General features: G+C 70.9%; 18 protein-coding genes and 1 pseudogene. 15 read left to right on the plus strand and 4 right to left on the minus strand.

Going from position 1 to position 21303, the window contains the following annotated elements; all coding sequences use genetic code 11:
- Positions 1–8: 8 nt before the first annotated feature.
- Genes FPZ41_RS17875 through FPZ41_RS17885 form a run of 3 tightly spaced genes read right to left on the minus strand, consistent with a single transcriptional unit; the run spans position 9 to position 3112 of the window.
- Positions 9–1202, minus strand: coding sequence for an STM4014 family protein (locus FPZ41_RS17875; RefSeq protein WP_152863791.1), 1194 nt, complete (start codon positions 1200–1202; stop codon positions 9–11).
- Complete coding sequence (locus FPZ41_RS17880) at positions 1183–2148, minus strand: STM4015 family protein (protein ID WP_152863793.1); 966 nt, start codon at positions 2146–2148, stop codon at positions 1183–1185. The genes FPZ41_RS17875 and FPZ41_RS17880 overlap by 20 nt, the downstream gene beginning before the upstream one ends.
- Before the next feature lie 7 nt (positions 2149–2155).
- Positions 2156–3112 (minus strand): STM4015 family protein, encoded by a 957-nt coding sequence (locus FPZ41_RS17885; protein WP_152863795.1) that lies wholly within the window; start codon positions 3110–3112, stop codon positions 2156–2158.
- Between the two features lie 581 nt (positions 3113–3693).
- On the opposite strand from FPZ41_RS17885, the gene FPZ41_RS17890 reads away from it, so the two are divergent.
- From FPZ41_RS17890 to FPZ41_RS17955, 14 genes are all read left to right on the plus strand, one after another.
- Positions 3694–5220 carry a DUF1593 domain-containing protein gene (locus tag FPZ41_RS17890; protein WP_152863797.1) on the plus strand — a complete coding sequence of 509 codons (1527 nt, stop codon included), beginning with the start codon at positions 3694–3696 and terminating at the stop codon, positions 5218–5220.
- 343 nt (positions 5221–5563) lie between these two features.
- On the plus strand, positions 5564–6601 hold the full coding sequence (locus FPZ41_RS17895) for a sugar phosphate isomerase/epimerase family protein (RefSeq protein ID WP_152863799.1): 1038 nt from the start codon (positions 5564–5566) through the stop codon (positions 6599–6601).
- The gene (locus FPZ41_RS17900; protein WP_322620374.1) at positions 6598–7509 is read left to right on the plus strand and encodes a transketolase; all 912 of its coding nucleotides are present in this window, start codon (positions 6598–6600) and stop codon (positions 7507–7509) included. Before FPZ41_RS17895 ends, FPZ41_RS17900 begins: the two co-directional genes overlap by 4 nt.
- Complete coding sequence (locus tag FPZ41_RS17905; protein ID WP_152863801.1) at positions 7506–8462, plus strand: transketolase family protein; 957 nt, start codon at positions 7506–7508, stop codon at positions 8460–8462. Before FPZ41_RS17900 ends, FPZ41_RS17905 begins: the two co-directional genes overlap by 4 nt.
- The gene (locus FPZ41_RS17910; RefSeq protein WP_152863803.1) at positions 8459–9916 is read left to right on the plus strand and encodes an FGGY family carbohydrate kinase; all 1458 of its coding nucleotides are present in this window, start codon (positions 8459–8461) and stop codon (positions 9914–9916) included. The genes FPZ41_RS17905 and FPZ41_RS17910 overlap by 4 nt, the downstream gene beginning before the upstream one ends.
- Positions 9917–9924: 8 nt before the next feature.
- Positions 9925–10608 carry a DUF2291 family protein gene (locus FPZ41_RS17915; protein ID WP_194236129.1) on the plus strand — a complete coding sequence of 228 codons (684 nt, stop codon included), beginning with the start codon at positions 9925–9927 and terminating at the stop codon, positions 10606–10608.
- Positions 10609–10649: 41 nt separating this feature from the next.
- Entirely contained in the window at positions 10650–12173 is a 1524-nt protein-coding gene (locus tag FPZ41_RS17920; protein WP_322620375.1) for a sugar ABC transporter ATP-binding protein, read from the plus strand.
- Positions 12166–13314 carry an ABC transporter permease gene (locus tag FPZ41_RS17925; RefSeq protein WP_152863809.1) on the plus strand — a complete coding sequence of 383 codons (1149 nt, stop codon included), beginning with the start codon at positions 12166–12168 and terminating at the stop codon, positions 13312–13314. Before FPZ41_RS17920 ends, FPZ41_RS17925 begins: the two co-directional genes overlap by 8 nt.
- A 65-nt stretch (positions 13315–13379) precedes the next feature.
- Entirely contained in the window at positions 13380–14360 is a 981-nt protein-coding gene (locus tag FPZ41_RS17930; RefSeq protein WP_152863811.1) for a D-ribose ABC transporter substrate-binding protein, read from the plus strand.
- A gap of 155 nt (positions 14361–14515) precedes the next feature.
- The gene (locus FPZ41_RS17935) at positions 14516–15448 is read left to right on the plus strand and encodes a sugar-binding transcriptional regulator (RefSeq protein ID WP_152863813.1); all 933 of its coding nucleotides are present in this window, start codon (positions 14516–14518) and stop codon (positions 15446–15448) included.
- Positions 15449–15820: 372 nt separating this feature from the next.
- The gene (locus FPZ41_RS17940; protein ID WP_152863815.1) at positions 15821–16147 is read left to right on the plus strand and encodes a hypothetical protein; all 327 of its coding nucleotides are present in this window, start codon (positions 15821–15823) and stop codon (positions 16145–16147) included.
- 18 nt (positions 16148–16165) lie between these two features.
- The gene (locus FPZ41_RS17945; RefSeq protein ID WP_152863817.1) at positions 16166–17230 is read left to right on the plus strand and encodes a DUF6745 domain-containing protein; all 1065 of its coding nucleotides are present in this window, start codon (positions 16166–16168) and stop codon (positions 17228–17230) included.
- A 702-nt stretch (positions 17231–17932) separates the two neighbouring features.
- Positions 17933–18703 carry a LamG domain-containing protein gene (locus FPZ41_RS17950; protein WP_152863819.1) on the plus strand — a complete coding sequence of 257 codons (771 nt, stop codon included), beginning with the start codon at positions 17933–17935 and terminating at the stop codon, positions 18701–18703.
- 141 nt (positions 18704–18844) lie between these two features.
- A complete protein-coding gene (locus FPZ41_RS17955) occupies positions 18845–19429 on the plus strand; it encodes a sigma-70 family RNA polymerase sigma factor (protein WP_152863821.1) in 585 nt (194 codons plus the stop codon).
- A 3-nt stretch (positions 19430–19432) separates the two neighbouring features.
- On the opposite strand, the gene FPZ41_RS17960 is transcribed toward FPZ41_RS17955, so the two are convergent.
- Positions 19433–20374, minus strand: a complete 942-nt coding sequence (locus FPZ41_RS17960; RefSeq protein WP_152863823.1) for a hypothetical protein — start codon at positions 20372–20374, stop codon at positions 19433–19435.
- 242 nt (positions 20375–20616) lie between these two features.
- On the opposite strand from FPZ41_RS17960, the pseudogene FPZ41_RS17965 reads away from it, so the two are divergent.
- A pseudogene (locus tag FPZ41_RS17965) lies at positions 20617–21303 on the plus strand (FtsK/SpoIIIE domain-containing protein); the annotation flags it as partial.

A 21303-nucleotide genomic window follows, 5' to 3' on the forward strand; every position in this document is an offset into this window, starting at 1 on the left:
CGGCGGCGTCATGAGGATGCTCCTTGCGCCTCGCGCGTCCGCGCGGGGGTCGTTTCGCGCGTCGGTACGGGTGTCGTTTCCCCCATCCGCACGGCGGCCGGAACGGCGGCGACCTGCGCGGCGTACGTGTCCAGGCCCTCGGCGCCACTGCCCGGCAGGCCGGTCAGTCGGGGCAGCAGATCCCCGAAGGCGTTCACCTCGCCGACGGCGAAGCGGCTCCACCCGGTGGACGGCAGGACGTCCACGCCCACGCACAACGTGCCCGGGAAACACGCCGCCGCCCGCTCGGCGGCGTCCAGCACCTGGTCGAAGCCGCCGCCCGCGGCCCGGATCGCCTCGCGTGCCGCGTCCAGGTCACCGCGGGCGCCCCCCAGGTGCAGATTCGTCATGGGGTGACGGCTGGTCCGCACGACGGCGTGCGTGGCGCGTCCGGCGACCACGACCACCCGGAGATCGGCGGCACGGCCGCCCAGCGAGGCCTTCGGCAGCCACTGCTCGACATGGAGCCCGTCCGGGGCCAGGGCGTCGACGAGGGCGGCGACTTCGGGCTCCGAGGCGTACTGCCGCACCCGCAGGGAGTTGAAGAGCCGGCCGTCGGAGGCGGTCTCCACGGAGGTCGTCGCCCTGACCCGGCCGGGGCCCGCCACCGAGAGCGCCACGACACCGGACGCCGACGAACCGTGCGCCGGCTTCACGAACGCCCGCGAGATGCGCGCCGCCTTCAGCTTCTCCCGCAGCTCGTCCCAGCCGCCGAGCGGGCCCGTCAGAGCGGGAGGCACCGGGGCACCCGCGGCGGCGAGCCGGGCATGGCAGCGCCGCTTGTCGAACATCACCGCCACGTCCTCGGCATCGGCGGAGGGCACCGCACCCGCACGGCGCGCCGCGCCGGTCACATCCCGGACCGCCGCCGTGAAGCGCCGGTACCAGAGGGCTGTTCCCTCCACGCGGGTGGGATCTTCGGTGTTCCGCAGCAGCTCGTCGACCTCGGCATTCTCACCGGGGGAGTCGATCCGTACGAACTCGCCCGGCCGGAACGCGAACCGCCCGCACAGCACGTCGCGCCACGCCAGAACGCGCGGTTCCGTGTGCCCCGCCGCGCGGACGGCGTCGGCGAACATCGTCGTCCGCCGGTTCTCCGGATTGCTGACGACGGCGAACCGAAGGCCGGTGCCGGGGGTGTGGCTACTCGGAGACAGCGACATAGCGCCACTCCTCGTTCTGCCGGCGATGCGGAGTCTGATGCTCCGACAGGTCCACCTCGGTCCCGGCGGAGCCGAAGGCATTACGGACCCGGTCGGCCATGGCCTCACTCAGGAAGTGGTGGTGCAGGTCGAGCCACTTGAGATCGGTCAGCGGCTGGCCATCGAGCAGGGCTTCGGCACCGCTGTCGGTGAGGGTGCCCATGGACAGGCTCAGCGATTCGAGCTGGGCGACGACGGGGGCCGCGGCGACGGCGGCGGCGATCTCGTCCTGCAGCTCGCTGTCCTGCAGCCCGAGATGTCGCAGTGCCGGGAACCGGCCGCCGGACAGGATCGGAGCGAGGTCGGAGACGGTCGCGTCGCCGCCGTAGTGCGACACCCCGAGCCACAGCTCCAAGTGCTCCAGAGCGGGCAGTTCGCACGCTCCGACGGCCCGCACCACCTGCCCGGGCAGGCCTCCCGACTCGAACCGCAGCACACGCAGCGCCTCGTGGCGCACCGGGCGCAGCGACAGGGCCTCCTCGCCGAGCCCCTGGGAGTCGCCGCCGCGGACGCAGAACTCCTCCAGCAGCGGAAAGGCCTCCAGGGCGGGGGTGACATCGGTGAGCTGCAGCCAGGAGATCTCACACTCCTCGCCGGTGACATCGGCCAGAAAAAGAGCGCGCAGCGCGGGGAAGCGCTCCGCGTCGGCCGGGATCAGCTCCAGCGCCGGACGCAGCTCGGTGTACTCGCCGTCCCACCACGGCCCGATGACCAGAGCCCGTACATCCGGGCTCGGCACCCGGTCCATGAAGCTCCGCCACAGCTCGGGGAACGGCAGCTCCCCGGCCTCGTAGCAGTCCAGCCGCCAGGCCACGCCGTCCGCGGCCGGGAGCGGCTCCTCCCGGGGCTCGGGGAGCCAGAAGACGGGCAGCCCGTGAAAGGTCTCGAAGTGATCGGCGAAGGTCATGACCGCCTCATTCCGCGACCGCGGTGAAGCGGTGGACGACGCCGTCGTGCTCCCACGGCTCGCGTGTCTCGGACAGGTCGACCTCGACGCCGGACGGCTCCAGTGCCCCCCGAATCCGCTGGGCCACCGGCTCGGTGACGAAGTTGTGGTGGAGGTCCAGCCGGGCCAGGTGGGTGAGCGGCTGGCCGCCGAGCAGCGCCGTCACGCCCTCGTCGGAGAGCGCGCCGAGAGACAGGTCCAGCGAGGTGAGCTGGGCGACGACCGGGGCCGAGGCGACGGCAGCGGCGATCTCGTCCTGGATCTCGCTGTTGCGCAGGCCGAGGCGGCGCAGCGCCGGGAACTGCCCGCCGGCGAGGATCGGCGCGAGATCGGCGACGGTCGCGTCGCCGCCGTACCCCTCCACACCGAGCCACATGTCGAGGTGCTCCAGCGCGGGCAGCTCGCTGGCGGCGACCCCGCGTACCACCTCGCCGGGCAGGCCGCCGGCCTCGAAGCGGAGGGTGCGCAGACGCTTGTGCCGGATCGCGGGGAAGCGCAGTGCGGTGCCGCCGCGGACCCCGAACTCCTCCAGCAGCGGATAGGCATCGAGGACCGGCGTCACATCGGACTGCTCGATCCAGGAGATCTCGGCCTCCTCCATCTCCAGGTCACCGATGAAGACGGCCTGAAGGCCCGTCAGCCGCTCCCGGGCATCCACCAGCAGCTGCACGATGACGCCGGAGTCGTTGTCGTAGGGCTCGTCCCACTGGCCTACGACTATCGCGCGGACACCCGCAGGGTCCACGGAGTCGAGGAAGCGGCCCCACAGGTCGCTGAACTCCTCGTCCGAGCCGCCCCTGTAAGGATCGACGGCCAGCCGCCAGGCGACTGCGCCTGCCTCCGGCAACTCCTTCTGCGCGCCAGGCAGGGGGAATTCGAAGGCCGGAAGGCCGTGCAGTTCCTGCAGATGCTCGACGAGGGACATGTCGCTGGCCTCCAGAGGCGGATGAACGTGGTGCGCTGCCTGCGGAGAGTTCTACCAACCCGCACTGACAACGCCCTGCACGGGCCGTCCGGGTTCGTCGGGAGGCCGGGCGGGCCGTCCGGGTTCGTCGGGAGGCCGGTTCGGGGCCGCCGCACGGCTCGTCACCCCGCATCGGTGCCGGTGTCGCGAGCGTCCCTTCCGTAAATCCGGGCCCGGGTGGGTCGTTGGGTGGTCGGGAGGAACTTGCGTTCACACCGTTGACATGGTGTTGCAACGCACCCAGAATCCGACTGCGTAACCAGTCATGCATGAATAGACATTCAGTCGGTGTCCGAAGTCCTGAAGTCGGCCTGTTCACCCGACTCCGCACTCACCGACCACCGTGGCGAGGGGACGGCAACCCGTAGGCGCAGAACCAGAGTCACGCCTCGGCAAGCACTCGCCGCTCGACTGACGCGCGACTTCACGCCCGTACGCGGCAATGGGCAGTAATCAGCACCTGGAGGTGCCCGGTGGATCACCGACCCCAGACCAGCAGGACCAGGGCCCCGTCCCGCCTCTCCCGCGCCACCATCGTGTGCATGACCGCTCTCGGCCTCACGCTGTCGATCACCCCGACCGCGTCGATGGCCGCCTCCCACGCCTCGGCAGGCGGGCATCGGTACGTGGGCGTGGGCAGCCACGCCACCTCGCTGTCGGCCGCACCGCGCACGATCGTCACGACCGACCCGGAGCTGGACGACCTGAACTCGATGCTGCGCATGCTGCTGTACAGCAACGAGATCAACATCGCCGGCCTGGTCTACTCCTCCAGTCAGCACCACTACAAGGGCGACCCGAGCCGCGGTCTGGAACCGCACCGCTGGCCCGCTCCGGGCGCGCGCCTGCACATCGACGAGGCCGTCGACGCCTACGCCAAAGTCCACCCGAACCTCGTCCGGCACGACCAGCGCTACCCCTCGCCCGCCCGGCTGCGGTCCCTGATCGCGACGGGCAATGTCACCGACGAGGGCGACATGGCGGCGGACACCGAGGGCTCCGACCTGATCAAGAAGGTGCTGCTCGACGACAAGCCGGGGCAGGTGTTCCTCCAGGCCTGGGGCGGGCCCAACACCATCGCCCGTGCCCTCAAGTCGATCCAGGACCAGTACCGGGGCACCCCCCGCTGGCGCTCCGTCTACAACAAGATCGTGAACAAGGCGGTCATCACCAGCTTCGGGCAGCAGGACTCCACGTTCGAGGACTACATCAAGCCGAACTGGCCGGACATCCAGAACCGGGAGGTGGCCACCTCCATTTGGGGCTACGGCTCCCGCGACGTCGTCCGCCCCGAGGAGTCGTACTACCACTCGGCCGAATGGACCAGGGCCAACGTCTCCAGCGTCGGGCCGATCGGGGCCTCCTACCGCGTCTGGGGCGACGGCAAGCAGATGGCCGCGGGCTTCGACGACGAGGACTACTTCGGGCTGTCCGGGTACACCGCCGAGGAACTGAAGGCGATGGGCTACCTGGTCTGGACCCCGCCGCAGACCAAGGGGTCATGGATATCCGAGGGCGACTCCTCCAACTTCGCCCTCCTCATCGACAACGGTCTGCGCAGTTACGAGCACCCGAGTTGGGGCGGCTGGGGTGGCCGGCAGGTCGTCGACCCCGAGGATCCCCGTCGGTGGTCCAACCGGGGCGCACAGGACGCCGACGAGACGGGAGCCAAGCCCCGCGACTACGCCGCCGGGCGCTGGTTCTCCGCCATCCAGAACGACTTCGCGGCTCGTCTGAGATGGAGCGTCAGCGAGTTCCGCGACGCGAACCACAGCCCCCGCGTCCGCGTCGACCAGGGCCAGGACATCGTCCGCCGCGCGGGCCAGTCCGTCACGCTCACCTCCCGGGCCGGCGACCCGGACGGCGACGCCGTCACGCTCCGGTGGTGGCAGTACCGGGAGGCCGGAACCTACCCGGGCACCGTCGACGTCCAAGGCGAGGATGTCGCACGACTGACCATCCCGGCGGATGCCCGGCGCGGCCAGACCATCCATCTCATCCTGGAGGCCACGGACAACGGCACGCCCGCCCTCACCAGTTACCAGCGGGTCGTCGTCACCGTCCGCTGACCCGGTGGAGGGGCCCGCCTCAGCACCGGAGGCGGGCCGGTCCGGACACGCTCGCGGGACCACCCCGCGCCGTGGACGGGACCTGGGCGACGCACGCTGTCGTGCCCTCGCCGCGATCGAAGAAATACCGGGCCGGACGTGTGAACCGGACGGGCACACCAGGTGTGGCGGGCCGGAGCGCCCGCGAGGCCCCTCCCCCCGGGGGTGCCGGTGTGCCGGTCCGTCCGCGTGCCCGGAGCCGGACGCGCTTCCCGCGGCTTCCCCCTTTCCATCACCCGAGTTTCATCACCCGAGTCGGTCAGAACTCTTGACGCCCATGACTCCTGTTCATACCTTGAGCCGCATGTCCAGTCAGCAACGCATAGACATTCAGGAACCGGCTGGTGCAGAACCGCTCTACGGAGCCGGCGTCTGGCATTTCGCCACCTACGTCGACCGCTACGCCACCGACGGATACGGTGAGCCGCGCACCATCCTCGACGCGATCGAACTGGCCGGAGCGGTCGGTGACCTGTCGGTCCTCGACCTCAACTGGCCCTTCCCGCCCGGCGGCATCAGCACGGCGCAGGTGAAGTCCGCGCTGGCCGAGCACGGTCTGCGCGCCATGGCGATCACGCCGGAGTTCTACACCGGCAGGTTCGCCAAGGGAGGCTTCACCAACCCGGACCCCTCGACCCGCCGTGAGGCCATAGACCTCGTGGCGAGTGCGGCCGAGGTCGGCCGTGAACTCGGTGTGGACTACGTCAAGCTGTGGCCGGGTCAGGACGGCTACGACTACCCGTTCCAGGCCGACCACAGTGACCTGTGGGACAAGTCGGTGGGCGCCGTGCGTGAACTCGCGCAGGCATTCCCCGACTTGAAGTTCGCCATCGAGTACAAGCCCCGCGAGCCGCGCAACCGCATGGTCTTCTCCTCGATGGCCCGCACCTTGCTGGCCGTCCAGGACATGGGCGTGGACAACGTGGGCGTCCTGCTGGACTTCGGCCACTCGCTGTACGGCGGCGAGACGCCGGCGGAAGCGGCCCGGATGGCCATCGCCCGCGACAAGCTCTTCGCGATCGACGTCAACGACAACTTCCGGGGCTGGGACGACGACATGGTCGTCGGCTCGGTCCACCTGCTCGAAACCTTCGAGTTCTTCTTCGCGCTGCACGACGCGGGATGGCAGGGGGTCTGGCAGCTGGACCAGTTCCCCTTCCGGGAGGACCCGGTCGAGGCCGCGCGCGCCGGTGTCCGCACCATGCGTGCCTTCCACCACGCGCTCGAACTGCTCGACCGGGACGAGCTCGCCGCCGCTCAGTCGGACCAGGACGCGCTGCGCGCCCAGCGCATCGCCAAGCGAGCGCTCTTCCGGGCGCTCGCGGAAAGCGAGTCCGAGTGACGCTCACCGCGGGGGCCGCCACGGGTTCCCTTCATCACGACGCGGAGCAGGCCGAGCTCTACCGTGACCGCAGTGCGCGTCTGCGGGCGATGTCGTCCGCGGACGCCGCGCCGGAACTCGCCGGGATCGCCACCTCGGTTCGCCGTGACATCCTCACCACCATCCAGTCCGCCGGCATGGGCCATGTGGGAGGCGACCTGTCGGTCACCGACCTCCTGGTCACGGCCCTGTGGGGGACGCTGCGTCTCGACCCCCGAGACCCCGGCGCTCCGGAGCGCGACCGGTTCGTGCTGAGCAAGGGCCACTGTGCCGCCGCCCTGTACTCGGCCCTCGCCTCCTGCGGCTTCTTCCCCCGTGCGCGGCTGAGCGAGTTCATGGCGCCGCTGTCGCCGCTCAACGGCCATCCGGCACGTCTGAAGGTGCCGGGTGTGGAGACGAACACCGGTCCGCTGGGACACGGTCTCCCCGTCGCGACCGGCTGCGCACTGGGCGCTCGGCTCCGCGGGGAGTCCTGGCGCACCGTCGTCGTCCTGGGCGACGGCGAGATGCAGGAGGGCAGCAACTGGGAGGCCGCGATGACCGCCGCCCACTACGAGCTCGGCAACCTGACGGCCGTGGTGGACCGCAACCGGCTGCAGCAGGGGGCACGGACCGAGGACACCACGGCCCTGGACCCCCTGGACGCCAAGTGGGCGAGCTTCGGCTGGGAGGTGCGGGACATCGACGGTCACGACCACCAGGCGATCAAGGAGGCGTACACCCCCTCGTCCACGGGCCGCCCGGTCGCCGTCATCGCCCACACCGTCAAGGGCAAGGGGGTGTCCTTCATGGAGGACCGCGTCGAGTGGCACCACAAGGTGCCCACGGACGAACAGGTCCGTCTGGCGCTGGAGGAGTTGAACCGATGACCGTCGTCGCCGAAGAAGCCCCCACCCACGACTGCCGTGTCGACTTCGCCGACGAGCTGATCGCACTGGCCCGCGCCGACGAGCGCATCGTGGCCGTCTGCAATGACTCGGTCGGCTCCAGCAACCTCGTGAAGTTCCGCGAGGAGTTCCCCGACCGGCTGATCAATGTCGGGATAGCCGAGCAGGACCTGGTCGGTGTCGCGGCCGGCCTGGCCAACGCGGGCTTCATCCCCTTCGCGTCCGCTGCCGCGCCGTTCCTCACCGGGCGCGCCCTGGAACAGATCAAGGCCGACGTGGCCTACACGCACCGCCACGTCGTCCTCTGCGGCCAGAGCCCCGGCATGGCGTACGGCGAGCTGGGTCCCACGCACCACTCCATCGAGGACCTGTCGTGGATGCGGGCGGTTCCGGGGCTGCAGATCATCGTCCCCGCGGATCCCGTCGAGACCCGGCAGGCGGTCCGCTGGGCCGTCGAGTCGGGCGTGCCGACCTATCTGCGCATCCCGCGGTTCAAGATCCCTGCCGTGACCCCGGTCGGCACGTCGTTCGAAGCCGGCCGCGCCACCCGGCTCGCCGAGGGTTCGGACGTCGCCGTGCTCGCCGTGGGCACCATGGTCTCCCGGGCCGTGGAAGCCGCCCGCCTGCTGCGTGAGGACGGTGTCTCCGCGCGGGTGCTGAACATGGCTTCCGTCGAGCCGCTCGACACCGGGGCCGTGCTCGCGGCGGCACGGGAGACCGGAGTGATCGTGACCGCGGAGGAGGGCCTCCTCTCCGGTGGCCTGGGCGCCGCCGTCGCACGTGTCGTCGCCGAGCGGCACCCGGTGCCCCTGCGGATGCTGGGTGTCCCCTCCTTCGCCCCCACCGGAAGCACCGCCTTCCTGCTCGAACACTTCGGTCTCACCGCGCAGGGCGTCCGCACCGCCGCCCGGGAGCTGCTGGGACAGGTGCGATGACCACACACATCCTCGCTGTCGACCAGGGCACCAGTTCCACCAAGGCCGTGCTGCTGGACGCCGCCGGTCAGGTGGTCGCCCGCGCCAGTGCGCCGCTGGCCCAGTCCCACCCCGGTCCGGGGCTCGTGGAGCAGGACGCCCCGGCCCTGCTCGACAGTGTCCGCACGGCGGTGGCCGGGTGTCTGGCGGACGTCGACCCGCGGTCCGTGGCGGGTGTCGCGCTGAGCACGCAGCGGGAGTCGGTCGTCCTGTGGGACGCCCGGACCGGTACACCCCTGGCACCTGTGGTGAGCTGGCAGGACCGGCGCGGCGGCTCCCGCGCGGCCCGTATCGAGCGCGACGGCATGGGCGAGGAGGTGCGGCGCCGCACCGGCCTGCCCCTCGACCCCATGTTCTCCGCGCTGAAGATGGCCGCGCTCCTCGACGAGCACGACCCCCGGCGGGTGCGCGGGCGGGCCGGGCAGCTGCGGCTGGGCACGGTGGAGGCGTTCCTGCTCGACACCTTCACCGGGACGCCGGTCACCGAGATCGGCAACGCGTCCCGGACCCAGCTGCTCGACCTGGGCACGGGCGGCTGGGACGAGGAACTGCTCGCTCTCTTCGACGTCCCGCGCGCGGCACTGGGCGAGGTGGTCGCCTCCGACGGCGCTTTCGGGGAGATCCGGGGGCTCGCGCCCCTGCCCGACGGCACACCCGTGCTCGCGGTGCTGGGGGACTCGCATGCGGCGCTCTTCGCGCATGCCGGGTGGCGGCAGGGCACGGTCAAGGCCACGTACGGAACCGGTTCGTCGATCATGACGGTGGCCGGGTCCGCCGAGCCGGCGAACGGCATGTGCACCACGATCGCCTGGTCCATGGGGCAGGCGACGTTCGCGCACGAGGCCAACATCCGGTCCACCGGCCGTACGGTGACCTGGCTGGCCGACCTGCTGAAGACCTCGCCGGAGCAGATCCTCACCCGGGCCGCCGACGCGGACGCGGGCGACGTCACCCTGGTGCCGGCCTTCGGCGGCATCGGTGCCCCCTGGTGGGACGCCGGAGCCGTCCCCGTACTCGCCGGGTTCGATCTGTCCACCGGGCCCGAGCAGTTGGCGCGCGCCGCACTGGAGTCGGTGGCGCACCAGGTGGACGACGTCCTCACACAACTGCCCGGGGTACGCCGGATCGTCGCCGACGGAGGACTCAGCCGCAGCGACACACTCATGCAACTGCAAGCGGATCTGTCCGGCATCGAGGTCGCCCGGACGCTGGATCACGAGCTGTCGGCCGTGGGAGCCGCCCGGATGGCCGGCCTGCGGCTGGGCCTGTGGACGATCGGTGAACTGGAGAAGCGCACCGCCGACGCGCTGCACGTGTGCGCGCCCATCTGGGACGAAGAACGCCGCCGTGCCGCCGTCACGCGATGGCGGAGGTGTGTGGAAGCCGCCCGCAGTCTCGGGACACGCGGAAAGTAGAGGACGACATGGCACCACCTGCACTCCCTGCCGAGGGGACCACCGAGGGAACCACAAGGAAGCGCCGCGCATGGCTGACGCTCGGCCGCGGCTCCCTCATCGCTCTCGCCCTGCTGACCGTCGCCGTGGTGGCGACCACGACCTACCGCTCGGACACCGAGGCCCGCGCGGGCGACAAGACCGCGTTCGATCCCAGGACGTACGGGGCCGAGACGTACGCGCCGAAGGTCGTACCCGCGATCGAGAAGAACGCCGTCGAGGCCGCCACCCTCCACAAGGCGATGACGCAGGACGCCGACGCGGCCGGTGAGAAATACGGAAAGCGCAGCGGCACCGGGCCGTACTGCTACTCGGTCACGGTGACGGGGACCGCCGGAGCGGCCCGTAACGGCCTGATGGAGATCCAGGTCCCCGGCCTGGACAAGGTCCGTGTGTCGGTCCAGATCGGCCCGGCGATCAACGGCACCGCGCTGCGGGACGCGGCGGGGTTCATCACCTTCGGCCAGTTCACCAACCAGGTCGAGTACGCGGACGCCGCCACCGCGCTGAACGCCGCGATGAAGGACGCGGTGCTGAAGTCGTTCGACGCGGCGGCGGTGGAGGGTCAGGAGATCACCGTCACGGGTGCGGCGATGCCGCTGACGCCCGACGTCCTGACCATCACTCCGGTGTCGATCGAGGCGACGTCATGACGGCCGGCGTCCGTGGGAGCGGGCCGGCCCCGGAAGGTTCCGTGCCCGTCCTCAGGGCGGCCGAGGTCACGAAGGTGTACGGCGGCACGCACGCCCTCAGGGGTGTCTCGCTGGGCATCGCGGCCGGCCGGACCACGGTCCTGTTCGGTGAGAACGGCGCCGGCAAGTCGACGCTGATGAAGATCCTCAGCGCCGTCGAGCAGCCCAGCACCGGTCACATCGAACTCGACGGCGAGGCAGTCTCCTTCGACAGCGCGAGAAGCGCCGCGGACCACGGCATCTCCATCATCCACCAGGAGCTCAGCCTCTGCCCGAACCTGAGCATCCAGGACAACCTCTTCCTCGGCCGGGAACACACCCGCCGCGGCCTCCTGGACCGCTCCCGGCACCGCGACCTCGCCCGGCAGGTGCTCGGCAGGCTCGACCGGAGCCTCGACCCGGCCACGCTCGTCAGCGAACTGAGGCTCGGACAACAGCAGTTGGTGGAGATCGCCCGCGCGCTGCTGCAGCGGGCGCGAGTCCTCATCATGGACGAGCCCACCTCGGCGCTCAGCGCCCCGGAGGTGGACGTCCTGTTCCAGGTGATCAGCGACCTCAAGGCGGACGGTGTCGCCGTCGTCTACATCTCCCATCACCTGGAGGAGGCGCTCAGCGTTGCCGACGACGTGGCGGTCCTGCGCGACGGCCGGATGGTGGCCACGTCCCGCGCCGCCGACGTCGACCTCGCCTGGATCGTGCGCAAGATGGTCGGCCGGGACCAGGACTCCCTCTACCCGCACCGCGAACCCGCCCTGGGCCCCGTGGCCCTGGACGTGAACGAACTCTGTGTCGCCGACCCGTCGAGCCCCGGCCGGCTGTCGGTCGACGGGGTGTCGCTGACCGTGCGGGCCGGGGAGACGGTCGGCATCTACGGGCTGATGGGCAGCGGGCGCACCGAACTGCTGGAGTGCCTCGCGGGACGGCTGCCTGCCGCCTCCGGTGCCGTACGCCTCCAGGGCGAGCCGCTCACCGGGGACGTGCGCCATCGTATGGGCGCGGGCCTGGCCCTCGTGCCGGAGGACCGTCAGCGCGACGGGCTCGTGCAGTCCATGACGGTGGGCCAGAACATGTCGCTCGCCTCGCTGACCAGGTTCGCGCGCCGCCTGCTGGTCGACCGGCGGACGGAGAACAGCGCCGTGGCGTCGATGATCACCGACGCCACCGTCAAAGCCGCCGGGCCGGACGCGCCCATCGGCTCGCTCAGCGGCGGCAACCAGCAGAAGGTCGTCATCGCCAAGGCCGTGATGACGGACCCCCGTGTGCTGCTGCTGGACGAGCCGTCGCGCGGCGTGGACGTCGGGTCCAAGGCCGATGTCTTCGCGCTGATGGCGCACCAGGCGGAACGCGGCCTCGCGGTGCTCTTCAGCACCTCCGAGGCCGAGGAGGCACTGCGCATCCCCGACCGGCTGCTGATCCTCGCCCGCGGCCGCGTGGTCGCGGACGTGCGCCCCGCAGAGATCACCCGCGACCGCCTGATGAGTCTGGCCGACGGCGCGGACACCACTGAAGAGGCTCACCATGACTGACACCCTCACCAAGGACCACGAGCTGGTCACCCGGCAGCGGCAGGTGGCGGCGGTACAGGCCCGGCGGCTCAAGACCCTCGACTCGATCTTCGAACTGCGTGCCTTCATCGCTCTCGGCGTGCTGATCGTCGTCTTCAGCCTGCTCTCCGACTCGTTCCTCACGGTCGACAACCTCATCACCATGACCAAGCATGTGGCGATCAACGCCATCCTCGCCCTCGGCATGCTGCTGGTCATCCTGAAGGGCGGCATCGACCTCTCGGTGGGGTCGACCGTGGGACTGTCCGGAGTGATCGCCGGCGAGCTGCTCCAGGGACTGCACCTGAGCCTGTTCGACGTGGTGGCCTATCCGCGCGTGTGGGCCGTGGTGGTCGTCTGCATCGCGGTCGGCGCCCTGGTCGGCGCCGTCAACGGCATCCTCGTCACCCGGCTGAACGTCGCTCCGTTCATCGCCACCCTCGGCATGCTGTACGTGGCGCGGGCCACCGCCCTGCTCATCTCCGACGGCACCACCTACCCCGACCTGGCCGGTTCGCCCGCCACGCACAACACCGGCTTCGACTGGCTCGGGCAGGCACGTCCGCTCGGTCTCCCGGTGGCCGTGTGGATCATGATCGTGCTGGCCGTCGTCATCACCGTGCTGTTGCGTTCGACCCCCTTCGGACGGTGGCTCTACGCCACCGGAGGCAACGCGCGGGCCACCGAGCTGAGCGGTGTCCCCGTCAAGCGCGTCAAGACGGCCGTGTACGTCGTCTCCGGTGCCTGCGCGGCCATGGCGGGGCTCATCATCGCTTCCGAACTCACCTCCGCGGCACCCCAGGCCGGCGACACCTTCGAACTCAACGCCATCGCCGCGGTCGTCATCGGCGGCGCGGCGCTCTCGGGCGGACGCGGCAACGTCCGCGGGACGCTCGTCGGCGCCTTCGTCATCGGCTTCCTCGCGGACGGCCTGGTGATCGTGGGTGTCTCGACCTTCTGGCAGATGCTCATCAAGGGCGCCGTCATCGTCCTTGCCGTCATCCTCGACCAGAGCCAGCAGCGCTTCCAGCGCCGCAGGGCGGCCGCGTCGGCCGTGGCGGTCGCCGAGGAGGAGCCGCGCAGGGGCTCCGCGGACCGCGCACCTGCCGACGACACGACCTGATCACCGACCGAGGCACCACTCTCCCACCTCACCCGCACGCCTCACGTCCCCTCCAGGAGACCGTCATGCTCCCTCGCGCACGCACACTGGCCGCCCGCAGCACCGCCCTCCTCGCCGCAGGTCTCCTGCTGGCCGCCTGCAGCTCCTCGGACGACTCGTCCGACTCCGCGTCGGCCGGCTCCAGGAGCAACCTGATCGCGATCATCACCCCCTCTCCCGACAACCCATTCTTCAAGGCGGAGGCCGATTCCGCCGACAAGAAGGCCAAGAGTTTGGGATACAAGACGTCGGTTGCCTCGCACGACGACGATCCCAACAAGCAGAGCGAACTGATCGACGCCGCGATCTCGCGCAAGGCGGACGCCATCATCCTCGACAATGCCGGCGCCGACGCCTCGATAGGCCCGGTCCGCAAGGCGACCGAGAGCGGAATTCCGGTCTTCCTCATCGACCGGGAGATCAACGAGACGGGCATCGCCAAGGCCCAGATCGTGTCCAACAACTCCCAGGGGGCACAACTCGTGGCGCAGGAGTTCGTCGAGGCGATGGACGGAAAGGGGACATACGTCGAACTGACCGGCAAGGAGTCCGACACCAACGCGGGCGTCCGGTCCAAGGGGTACGCGGATGTGATCTCGCAGTACCCCGACATGAAGAAGGTCGCCGAGCAGACGGCCAACTGGGATCAGCAGGAGGCGTTCAGCAAGATGGAGACCATCCTCCAGCGGCACCCGAAGGTCGAGGGGGTGATCGCCGGCAACGACACCATGGCGCTCGGCGCCGTGGCGGCCCTGAAGTCCGCCAAGCGGACCGGCGTCGTCGTGGCAGGGTTCGACGGAAGTCCCGACGCCATCGCCCAGATCAAGGCCGGCACCATGCGCGCGACCGCCCTTCAGCCGGCGGCGCTCGGCGCGGAGCGCGCGGTCGAGCAGGCCGACAAGTTCATCAAGACCGGAAAGACGGGACAGCCCGAGAAGCAGGCCATCGACTGCGAACTGGTGACCAAGGAGAACGCCGCCGAATTCGGGGTCTTCGCCCGCCGCTGACCACGGCATACGGCGCTGTAACGGCCCGTCTCCGGGGGGCTCCGTGGCGCTAGCATGGCGGACGGACCATGCGCCCGAGTCCTCGGGCGCAAACGGATCTGAGAAAAGTAGGTGGAGGCACGGTGGCGGCAACGTCCACTCCAAGCCCCGATCACATGCGGCTCCTGGTCAAAGTGGCGCGCATGTACCACGAGCGCGGACTCCGGCAGCCCGAGATCGCGGAACATCTCAACATGTCGCAGCCCCGTGTCTCCCGTCTCCTGAAAGAGGCGGTCGACCGGGACGTGGTGCGCACCGTCGTGGTGCCCCCGGAGGGAGTCCACGCCGAACTCGAGGACGCCCTCATCGCACGGTACGGCCTTCGCGAAGCCATCGTCGTGGAGGTGGAAGGCTCGGGGTTCGACGTCATTCCCGCGCTCGCGGCGGCGACCGCCACCGTCCTGGACGCCACCCTCAAAAGAGGCGACGTCATCGGCATATCCTCGTGGAGCGCCACCCTGCTGGAGTCGGTGAACGTGATGCGTGCCAAGACTCCCTCGGTAGTGCAGGAGGTCGTCCAGATGCTCGGCGGGTCGGGAAGCCCGGAGGTGCAGCTGCACGCCACCCGTCTCACCAGCCGGCTGGCCGAACTCACCGGCGGGCGACCCGTGTTCGCTCCTTCGGCGGCTCTGGTGGGCAGCCGTGAACTGCGCGATCTGCTGTCGCGGGAACCCGCCATGGCCGAGGCCATGCAGGCCTGGTCCCGGCTGACCCTCGCCCTGGTCGGCATCGGCACGCTGGAGCCCTCGCCGCTGCTGCGGCGCTCCGGCAACGCCATCACCGCCGAGGACCAGCGAAGACTCAAGGAGCTGGGCGCTGTCGGCGATGTCTGTGCCAGGTACTTCGACATCACCGGAAAGCCGGTCGACGCGCCGTTCAACGACCGCCTGATCGGCATCGAGCCGGACCAACTGCGCGCGGTGGAGCGGAGGTTGGGCGTCGCGGGCGGACTGAACAAGGTGGCCGCCATCCGCGGGGCGCTGCGCGGCGGATGGGTCAACGTCCTGATCACCGATGTGGAAGTCGCACAGGAACTCCTGACCGACTGACTCCGCGCCCCGCACGGCCCGGCTCGGGGAAGCTGTGCCGGAGCCGCCGGTGTGCTCGTCCACGAAGCCTCCGGCCTCGATATTTCGTGACGGTCCGTCGGATTCTCCGGGATCCTCTGGGCAGGCCGTTTCGGTCGTCGGGCGAGCGCGGGCAGGTCTGTGGCCCGGCTCAGTGCTTCGCGAGGCGGAGGATGCGGCGCTGGCCTTGGTGACCAGCTGGGCGGCGGCGGAGAACAGCCGCAGCCTCAGGCGCTGGGGGTCCCGCAGCCGGGCGGGGGCGGTCCGAGGCGCGGTCCGGGGGCGTTGTCAGACCCCCCACGTAGCGTCGTGGTCATCGGGTCGGCGAGGCGCCGACGGCGAAGGGAGACACGCATGTACCGGCAGGGGGACGTCCTGATCGTGCCCATCGCGGAGGCGGTCGTGCCGCCGGGCACGGACCGGCTGCCGCGGCAGCCGCGGGACGCTCGGGGAAGGCTCGTGCTGGCCCTCGGCGAGGTCACCGGACACGCCCACGCGGTGGTGGGGCCGGGCACCCTGGTCCGGGAGGCCGGGCCGTTCGGTGCCTCCTACCTCCATCTCCCGGACGGCGGGAGGGTGGTGCACGAGGAGCACGCGGCGATACCGCTGCCGAAGGGCCGGTACCGGGTGGTGCGGCAGCGTGAGTACGCGCCCGGCGCGGTACGCGTCGTGGCGGACTGAGGCAGGGGGGACAGAACAATGACGACAACGACCCAGCCCACACAGACCAACGCGACGACCGCACAGACCGACGTGACGGCGGTATGGCGCGAGGTCGCGGCGGCGACCGGCCCGGAGGACCGCACGAAGGCGGAGGAAGGCGTGCGCCTGGCCTACCGGCTGGCGGGCCTGCCCGAGCCGGAGCGTATCGTCTGGGCGGGCTCGCCCCGCGAGGGCGTGGAGCTGGCCGCACGGTTCACGGCGGAGGGCACGGCCGGCCGCAGTGTCCGCGACGGGGTGCGTACGCGGCCGTGGGCAGCCGCACGCAAGCAGCTTGCCGGTCAACTCGGGCCGGCCGACTGGGCCGAGCACTGGGCCTTGACGGGCGCTCAGCTGTGGGACACCACCGCCATGCTGACCGAGCGCATACGGACGGGCGTGGTCGAGGCATCCAACGGCGTGCCGGGAGGGGAGCAATCCGTCCGTCTCATCATGCTCGACGCGGTCCTGGGCCAGCACGACGCGCCCTGGCTGGCAGCCTTCGACGGCCAGGACGGCGCGGAAGCACTCGACGGAGTCGCCGCAGTCGCCCGTGCCGCGGGCTGGTGGTGGCCGTACGAGAAGACGGCGGTCATCGCTGAACGCCCCGTGGAACTGCACCGCGACGAGGCGGGTCGGCTCGACCGCGGAGACGGCCCGGCACTCGCCTTCCCCGACGGGTTCGCGCTGCACGCCTGGCACGGCATGCCGGTACCCGCCGAGTTCCTCGACGGCCTCGCCACCCTGACCTCGCGACGGATACGCGAGGAGGAGAACGCCGAGCTGCGCCGCGTGATGCTGGAGCACTACGGCTACGACCGCTACCTGGAGGAGTCCGGCGCGGAACCCGTGCAGCGGGACGAAGCCGGTGTGCTGTGGCGTATCGAACTGGAAGGGGACGAGCCCCTGGTGATGGTCGAGGTCGTCAACTCCACCCCGGAGCCCGACGGCACCCACCGCACCTACTGGCTCCGGGTGCCGCCCCGGACCCGGACTGCCAGGGAGGGCGTCGCCTGGACCTTCGGACTGGACGAGGCCGACTACACGCCGGAGAGGGAAACCTGAGCCGACTCCAGCGCGTCCGGGGCGATGGGGGGAGATTGCCTCGGTGGTGGGTGCGGGCCGCTCGCGACGGCGCCGAGGGGCGCATCTGGCGAGGCGTGGCTCGCGGATGCGTCCGCGCCTGAAGCCGGAGACACCTCAAGCCGGAGAGACCTGAAGCCGGAGGCAAAGCCGTCGCACGCACCGGCCCCAGCAGGAACGGCAGGCCGTCGACGCCTTGACCTCGTTGCTTCTTGACTGTCCGCTCAAGTTGACTGTCCGCTCAAGCGCCCAGCCGCGGCCGACCAGGATCAGACGACCGATGGGCGCGACCTGACGGCCGACCAGGCATCCGAGGGGCGCATGCCGCGTTCTCCCCTGCACACCGAAGGCGGCAACGGAGTCGGGCACAACCCCCGGGGCAGATCCCGCCCCGCACCCCACCCGGATGCACGCCCGGGAAAAGGTGGCGGACCGACCGTCGTGTGAACAATTGCGAACGGTTGGTGGACGGCGTGTGTGCGCCGCCGGAACGGCACAACTCCCCATGGTCCACTTGCCCTCGGCGAGGCATCGCCGCATCTCCCGGCGCACGAACGCGCATCCACGGGTCCCCACGTCCGCTGTCTCACGGGCCTGTCACAATTACCTGCACACTGGAACCACTTCCGGATCGCACACGTGATCACCAGTGACGCATTGATGCCACCAAGCCTGGGGAAATTCATGACGCGCAGATGGTCGCTCATCACCACGATCGCCGTATTGACCGTCGCGCTGGCCTTCGTTGTCGTCCAACTGGTGCGCGGCCAGGACTCCGGGAAGGAACAGGTCGAGGCGAAGCCGGCCGCGTCGAGCCCGGACGCCGGCGCCGAGTCGTTGCAGGGGCTCGGATGGTGGCCCCTGCACCAGTCCGGCACCGCGAAGGTCGGCGAGTACGACGCCGTGGTCAGCGGCGGCACGCAGTGGACCGACGGCCCCGAGGGCGGCGCCCTGCGGCTGGACGGCACCAGCGGATACGTGGACACCAACACCCGGCTCGACACCGTGGACAAGGACTACTCGGTCGCCGCGCGGGTGCGCCTCACCGACCAGGACATGACCCGCATGCGCACCGCCGTGTCCCAGGACGGTGACCGGATCAGCACGTTCTTCCTCCAGTACTCCGGCCAGGACGGGAACTTCGCCTTCAGTTTCGGCGGTGCCCGTACGGTCGCGGAGACGCCCGAGAAGCCGCAGTCCGGCCGCTGGTACCACCTGACCGGCACATACAGCCAGAAGGACCTCCGGATGCGGGTCTACGTGGACGGCCAACTCGCGGCAACCAGGGTGGCCTCCAACAGCGTGAAGCCCACTGGCGCCGTGGTGATCGGACGCGGCAAGTTCGCCGGCAAGGCGGCCGACTTCTGGAACGGTGACATCGCCGACGTACATGTCTACGACCGGGAGCTGACGCCCCGTGAGGTGGGCTCGCTTTCCTCCAACGAACCGGGCTGATCGGCGCCAACGGGGCGAGTTCACCGCCGCCGGGGGCTGACGGGCGCCGCACGGGCGCACGGCGGCCCGCGGCGGCGCCTGCCGCTTCTCCCGCGCCGGTTGAACCTGTATCCCCCCACAGACGACCGGAGAGGAAGGCCCTTGTCGGCCAGCGCTTCGACCGAAGACCTGATACCCGGCCCCCAAGCCGAGGAACTCGGCCCCGACGAATTCCTCAGAGCGCTCTACGACTTCCACGGCAGCGCGTTGCTGCAGTTCGCCGCACGGCGGCTGGAGGGCGACTGGCACCGTGCCGAGGACGTCCTCCAGGAAGTCGCGATACGCGCCTGGCGGCACTCCGGGGAACTCGACCCGACCACGGATTCGGCGCGGCCCTGGCTGTTCACCGCGCTGCGCAATCTCGTCATCGACAGCCACCGGGCCCGCCAGGCCAGACCACCGGAGACCGGTGACCCCGAACTCGCCCACCTGCCGGTGTCCGACGGCGTGGACCACATCCTCACCTCCCAGGTACTCACCGAGGCGTTGTGGGATCTACGGCCGGCACAGCGCGAGGTCCTGCTGCACGTGCACTACCTGGGACGCAGCGTCAACCAGACGGCCAAGGTCCTCGGTGTGCCGCCGGGCACGGTCAAGTCCCGGACGTACTACGCCGCCCGCGCCCTGCGCGAGGCACTGCACAGCCGCGGGCTGTACGCGGACGGCCTGGACCGCGAGGCCGGATGACACTTATGCCAGACGTCCCGCGTGCCGGGTGATCTCCAGGCCGAGCGGCCCGGTGTCGAGCGATCCGCCCGCACCGGCACTCCAGCGCCACCCCGTGGGTGCCTCGCCGAGCACCAGCAGCGCGTCCCCGCGCCGCAGGCCGGCCAGTGCCCCCTCCCGTCGCGGGAGCTGTGAGGCGTCCACGACGAACAGATGCGGCGCCTCGCCCTGGACGGCGATCCGGCTGCTGCCCTCGATCAGCCGGAAGATCTGGGTGACGTCGGGCGATCCGGGCTCCGGCGCTCCTGTGCCCGCCGACGCCGCCGTGGCGAACGCCTCCTCCAGGCTGGCCGCGTTGTGCAGACGCGAGGTCCGCGGCTCGTCGCCGGAAAAGAGCCGGCCGTTGGCCAGGGATCCCACCAGGGTGACCTCGGCGAGCGCCCCCACCGGGCTGTCGAGCGCCTCGGCGACGACGGCCCGCACCAGGCTGTGTACCTCGTCGTCCGGACCCGTCACCGAGATGGGTCCCGCCGCCCGGGAGAGGTCGACCAGCACCCGGTCGGGGCCGTCCAGGCCCACGGTCACCGTCAGCGCGTACGGCAGGGCCGGTTCGCCTTCCGGGCCGGGGCGGTGCAGATCGTCGGGCGAGATCGTCCAGCGTTCGCCGTCCGCCTCGGCGGTCCAGGGCGCGGGGGCGGCCTCCTCGGCCCCGGCCAGCAGCAGTCCGAGCCGCTCCTCGGAGTAGACGACGGCGTACAGGTCGGGCAGCGACCGGCCGGAGCGCAGGCATTCGCCCGTCAGCCGGCGCAAGCCCGCGTTGACCACGTCCAGCGCCTCCCTCCCCACGACGGCGGCCGAGGCGGCGACGGGCTTCGGCGGGCGGGGCCGCCGCTCGGTGAGGATCAGCGCGGCCACCGCCCCGATCAGCGCCAGCCCCAGCACTACGGCCAGGACGTACCAGATCATCTTCTGACTCCTTGTCGGGACGCCCCGGCGGCGGAGCCGGGACAGTCGAAAGCGGGGTCGGCACACTCGCTGCGCCGTGCACCCGATGGCCACTACGGCGGCCGTCCGCGGATGGTTCACCGATGCGCCGGGTGAACCATCCGCGGACGGCCGCCGTAGGACCCGTCAGTGGCACGGGAGCCGCCGAGTGCGGCTGCCGAGGCCCCCATTCACGCAGGCTGGAGGACGTTTTCGTGTCGTTGATGTTGACCGTGGTCGAGGGGGGCGGTGACGCGTTCGACGTCCACCTCGACGCCGACCCCGACACGCCCGTGAGCGCTGTCGCGGAGGCGCTGGCCGGGGCGGGAGGCGTCCACCGGCCCCCGGAGGGCCTCGGCCTGTACGCCGGCGACCGTCTGCTGCCCGCCGATATGCGGCTGAGGGACGCGCCGCTCCACCACGCGGCCATCGTGGGCCTGGGCCGCCCTGCGGGCACCGCGTCGGCCGAACCGGACGGGCTGGTGGAGGTCCGTGCGGTCGGCGGGACCGGCGCGGGCGCCGTGCACCGGCTCGACATGGGCGAGTACCGGATCGGGCTGGCCCACGACGGGACCGCTCAGCTGCTGCGCGCCGTACCGGACCGTCCGTTCGCCGTCCTGACGGTGGGCCCCCAAGGACGCTGCCGTATCGCGCCCGACGCCTCCGCGCCGGGCGGCGGCACCCTGCAACTGGACCGCGAGGACCTCGCCGAGGCGACCGCCTGGTCGGCCGGCGCACAGCTCCTCGTCGGAGACTGCCTGCTCGAACTCGCCCTCCCGCAGAAGCCGGACGCGGCCGTGCAGCCGTCGGAGGACGGCACCGGCCGGGACTACAACCGGCCGCCGCGGCTGCGGCCGGCCGAGAACGCCACCCGCTTCACCCTGCCCTCCCCGCCCTGTCTCTTATACACA

Origin of the sequence: Streptomyces acidicola (assembly GCF_009377235.1) — a bacterium.
Taxonomy (GTDB): Bacteria; Actinomycetota; Actinomycetes; order Streptomycetales; family Streptomycetaceae; genus Streptomyces; species Streptomyces acidicola.

Coding starts and splice junctions, on each gene's coding strand:
- FPZ41_RS17875 (WP_152863791.1), bottom strand. CDS start 1,202: ATGTCGCTGTCTCCGAGTAGCCACACCCCCGGCACCGGCCTTCGGTTC.
- FPZ41_RS17880 (WP_152863793.1), bottom strand. CDS start 2,148: ATGACCTTCGCCGATCACTTCGAGACCTTTCACGGGCTGCCCGTCTTC.
- FPZ41_RS17885 (WP_152863795.1), bottom strand. CDS start 3,112: ATGTCCCTCGTCGAGCATCTGCAGGAACTGCACGGCCTTCCGGCCTTC.
- FPZ41_RS17890 (WP_152863797.1), top strand. CDS start 3,694: ATGACCGCTCTCGGCCTCACGCTGTCGATCACCCCGACCGCGTCGATG.
- FPZ41_RS17895 (WP_152863799.1), top strand. CDS start 5,564: ATGTCCAGTCAGCAACGCATAGACATTCAGGAACCGGCTGGTGCAGAA.
- FPZ41_RS17905 (WP_152863801.1), top strand. CDS start 7,506: ATGACCGTCGTCGCCGAAGAAGCCCCCACCCACGACTGCCGTGTCGAC.
- FPZ41_RS17910 (WP_152863803.1), top strand. CDS start 8,459: ATGACCACACACATCCTCGCTGTCGACCAGGGCACCAGTTCCACCAAG.
- FPZ41_RS17915 (WP_194236129.1), top strand. CDS start 9,925: ATGGCACCACCTGCACTCCCTGCCGAGGGGACCACCGAGGGAACCACA.
- FPZ41_RS17925 (WP_152863809.1), top strand. CDS start 12,166: ATGACTGACACCCTCACCAAGGACCACGAGCTGGTCACCCGGCAGCGG.
- FPZ41_RS17930 (WP_152863811.1), top strand. CDS start 13,380: ATGCTCCCTCGCGCACGCACACTGGCCGCCCGCAGCACCGCCCTCCTC.
- FPZ41_RS17935 (WP_152863813.1), top strand. CDS start 14,516: ATGCGGCTCCTGGTCAAAGTGGCGCGCATGTACCACGAGCGCGGACTC.
- FPZ41_RS17940 (WP_152863815.1), top strand. CDS start 15,821: ATGTACCGGCAGGGGGACGTCCTGATCGTGCCCATCGCGGAGGCGGTC.
- FPZ41_RS17945 (WP_152863817.1), top strand. CDS start 16,166: ATGACGACAACGACCCAGCCCACACAGACCAACGCGACGACCGCACAG.
- FPZ41_RS17950 (WP_152863819.1), top strand. CDS start 17,933: ATGACGCGCAGATGGTCGCTCATCACCACGATCGCCGTATTGACCGTC.
- FPZ41_RS17960 (WP_152863823.1), bottom strand. CDS start 20,374: ATGATCTGGTACGTCCTGGCCGTAGTGCTGGGGCTGGCGCTGATCGGG.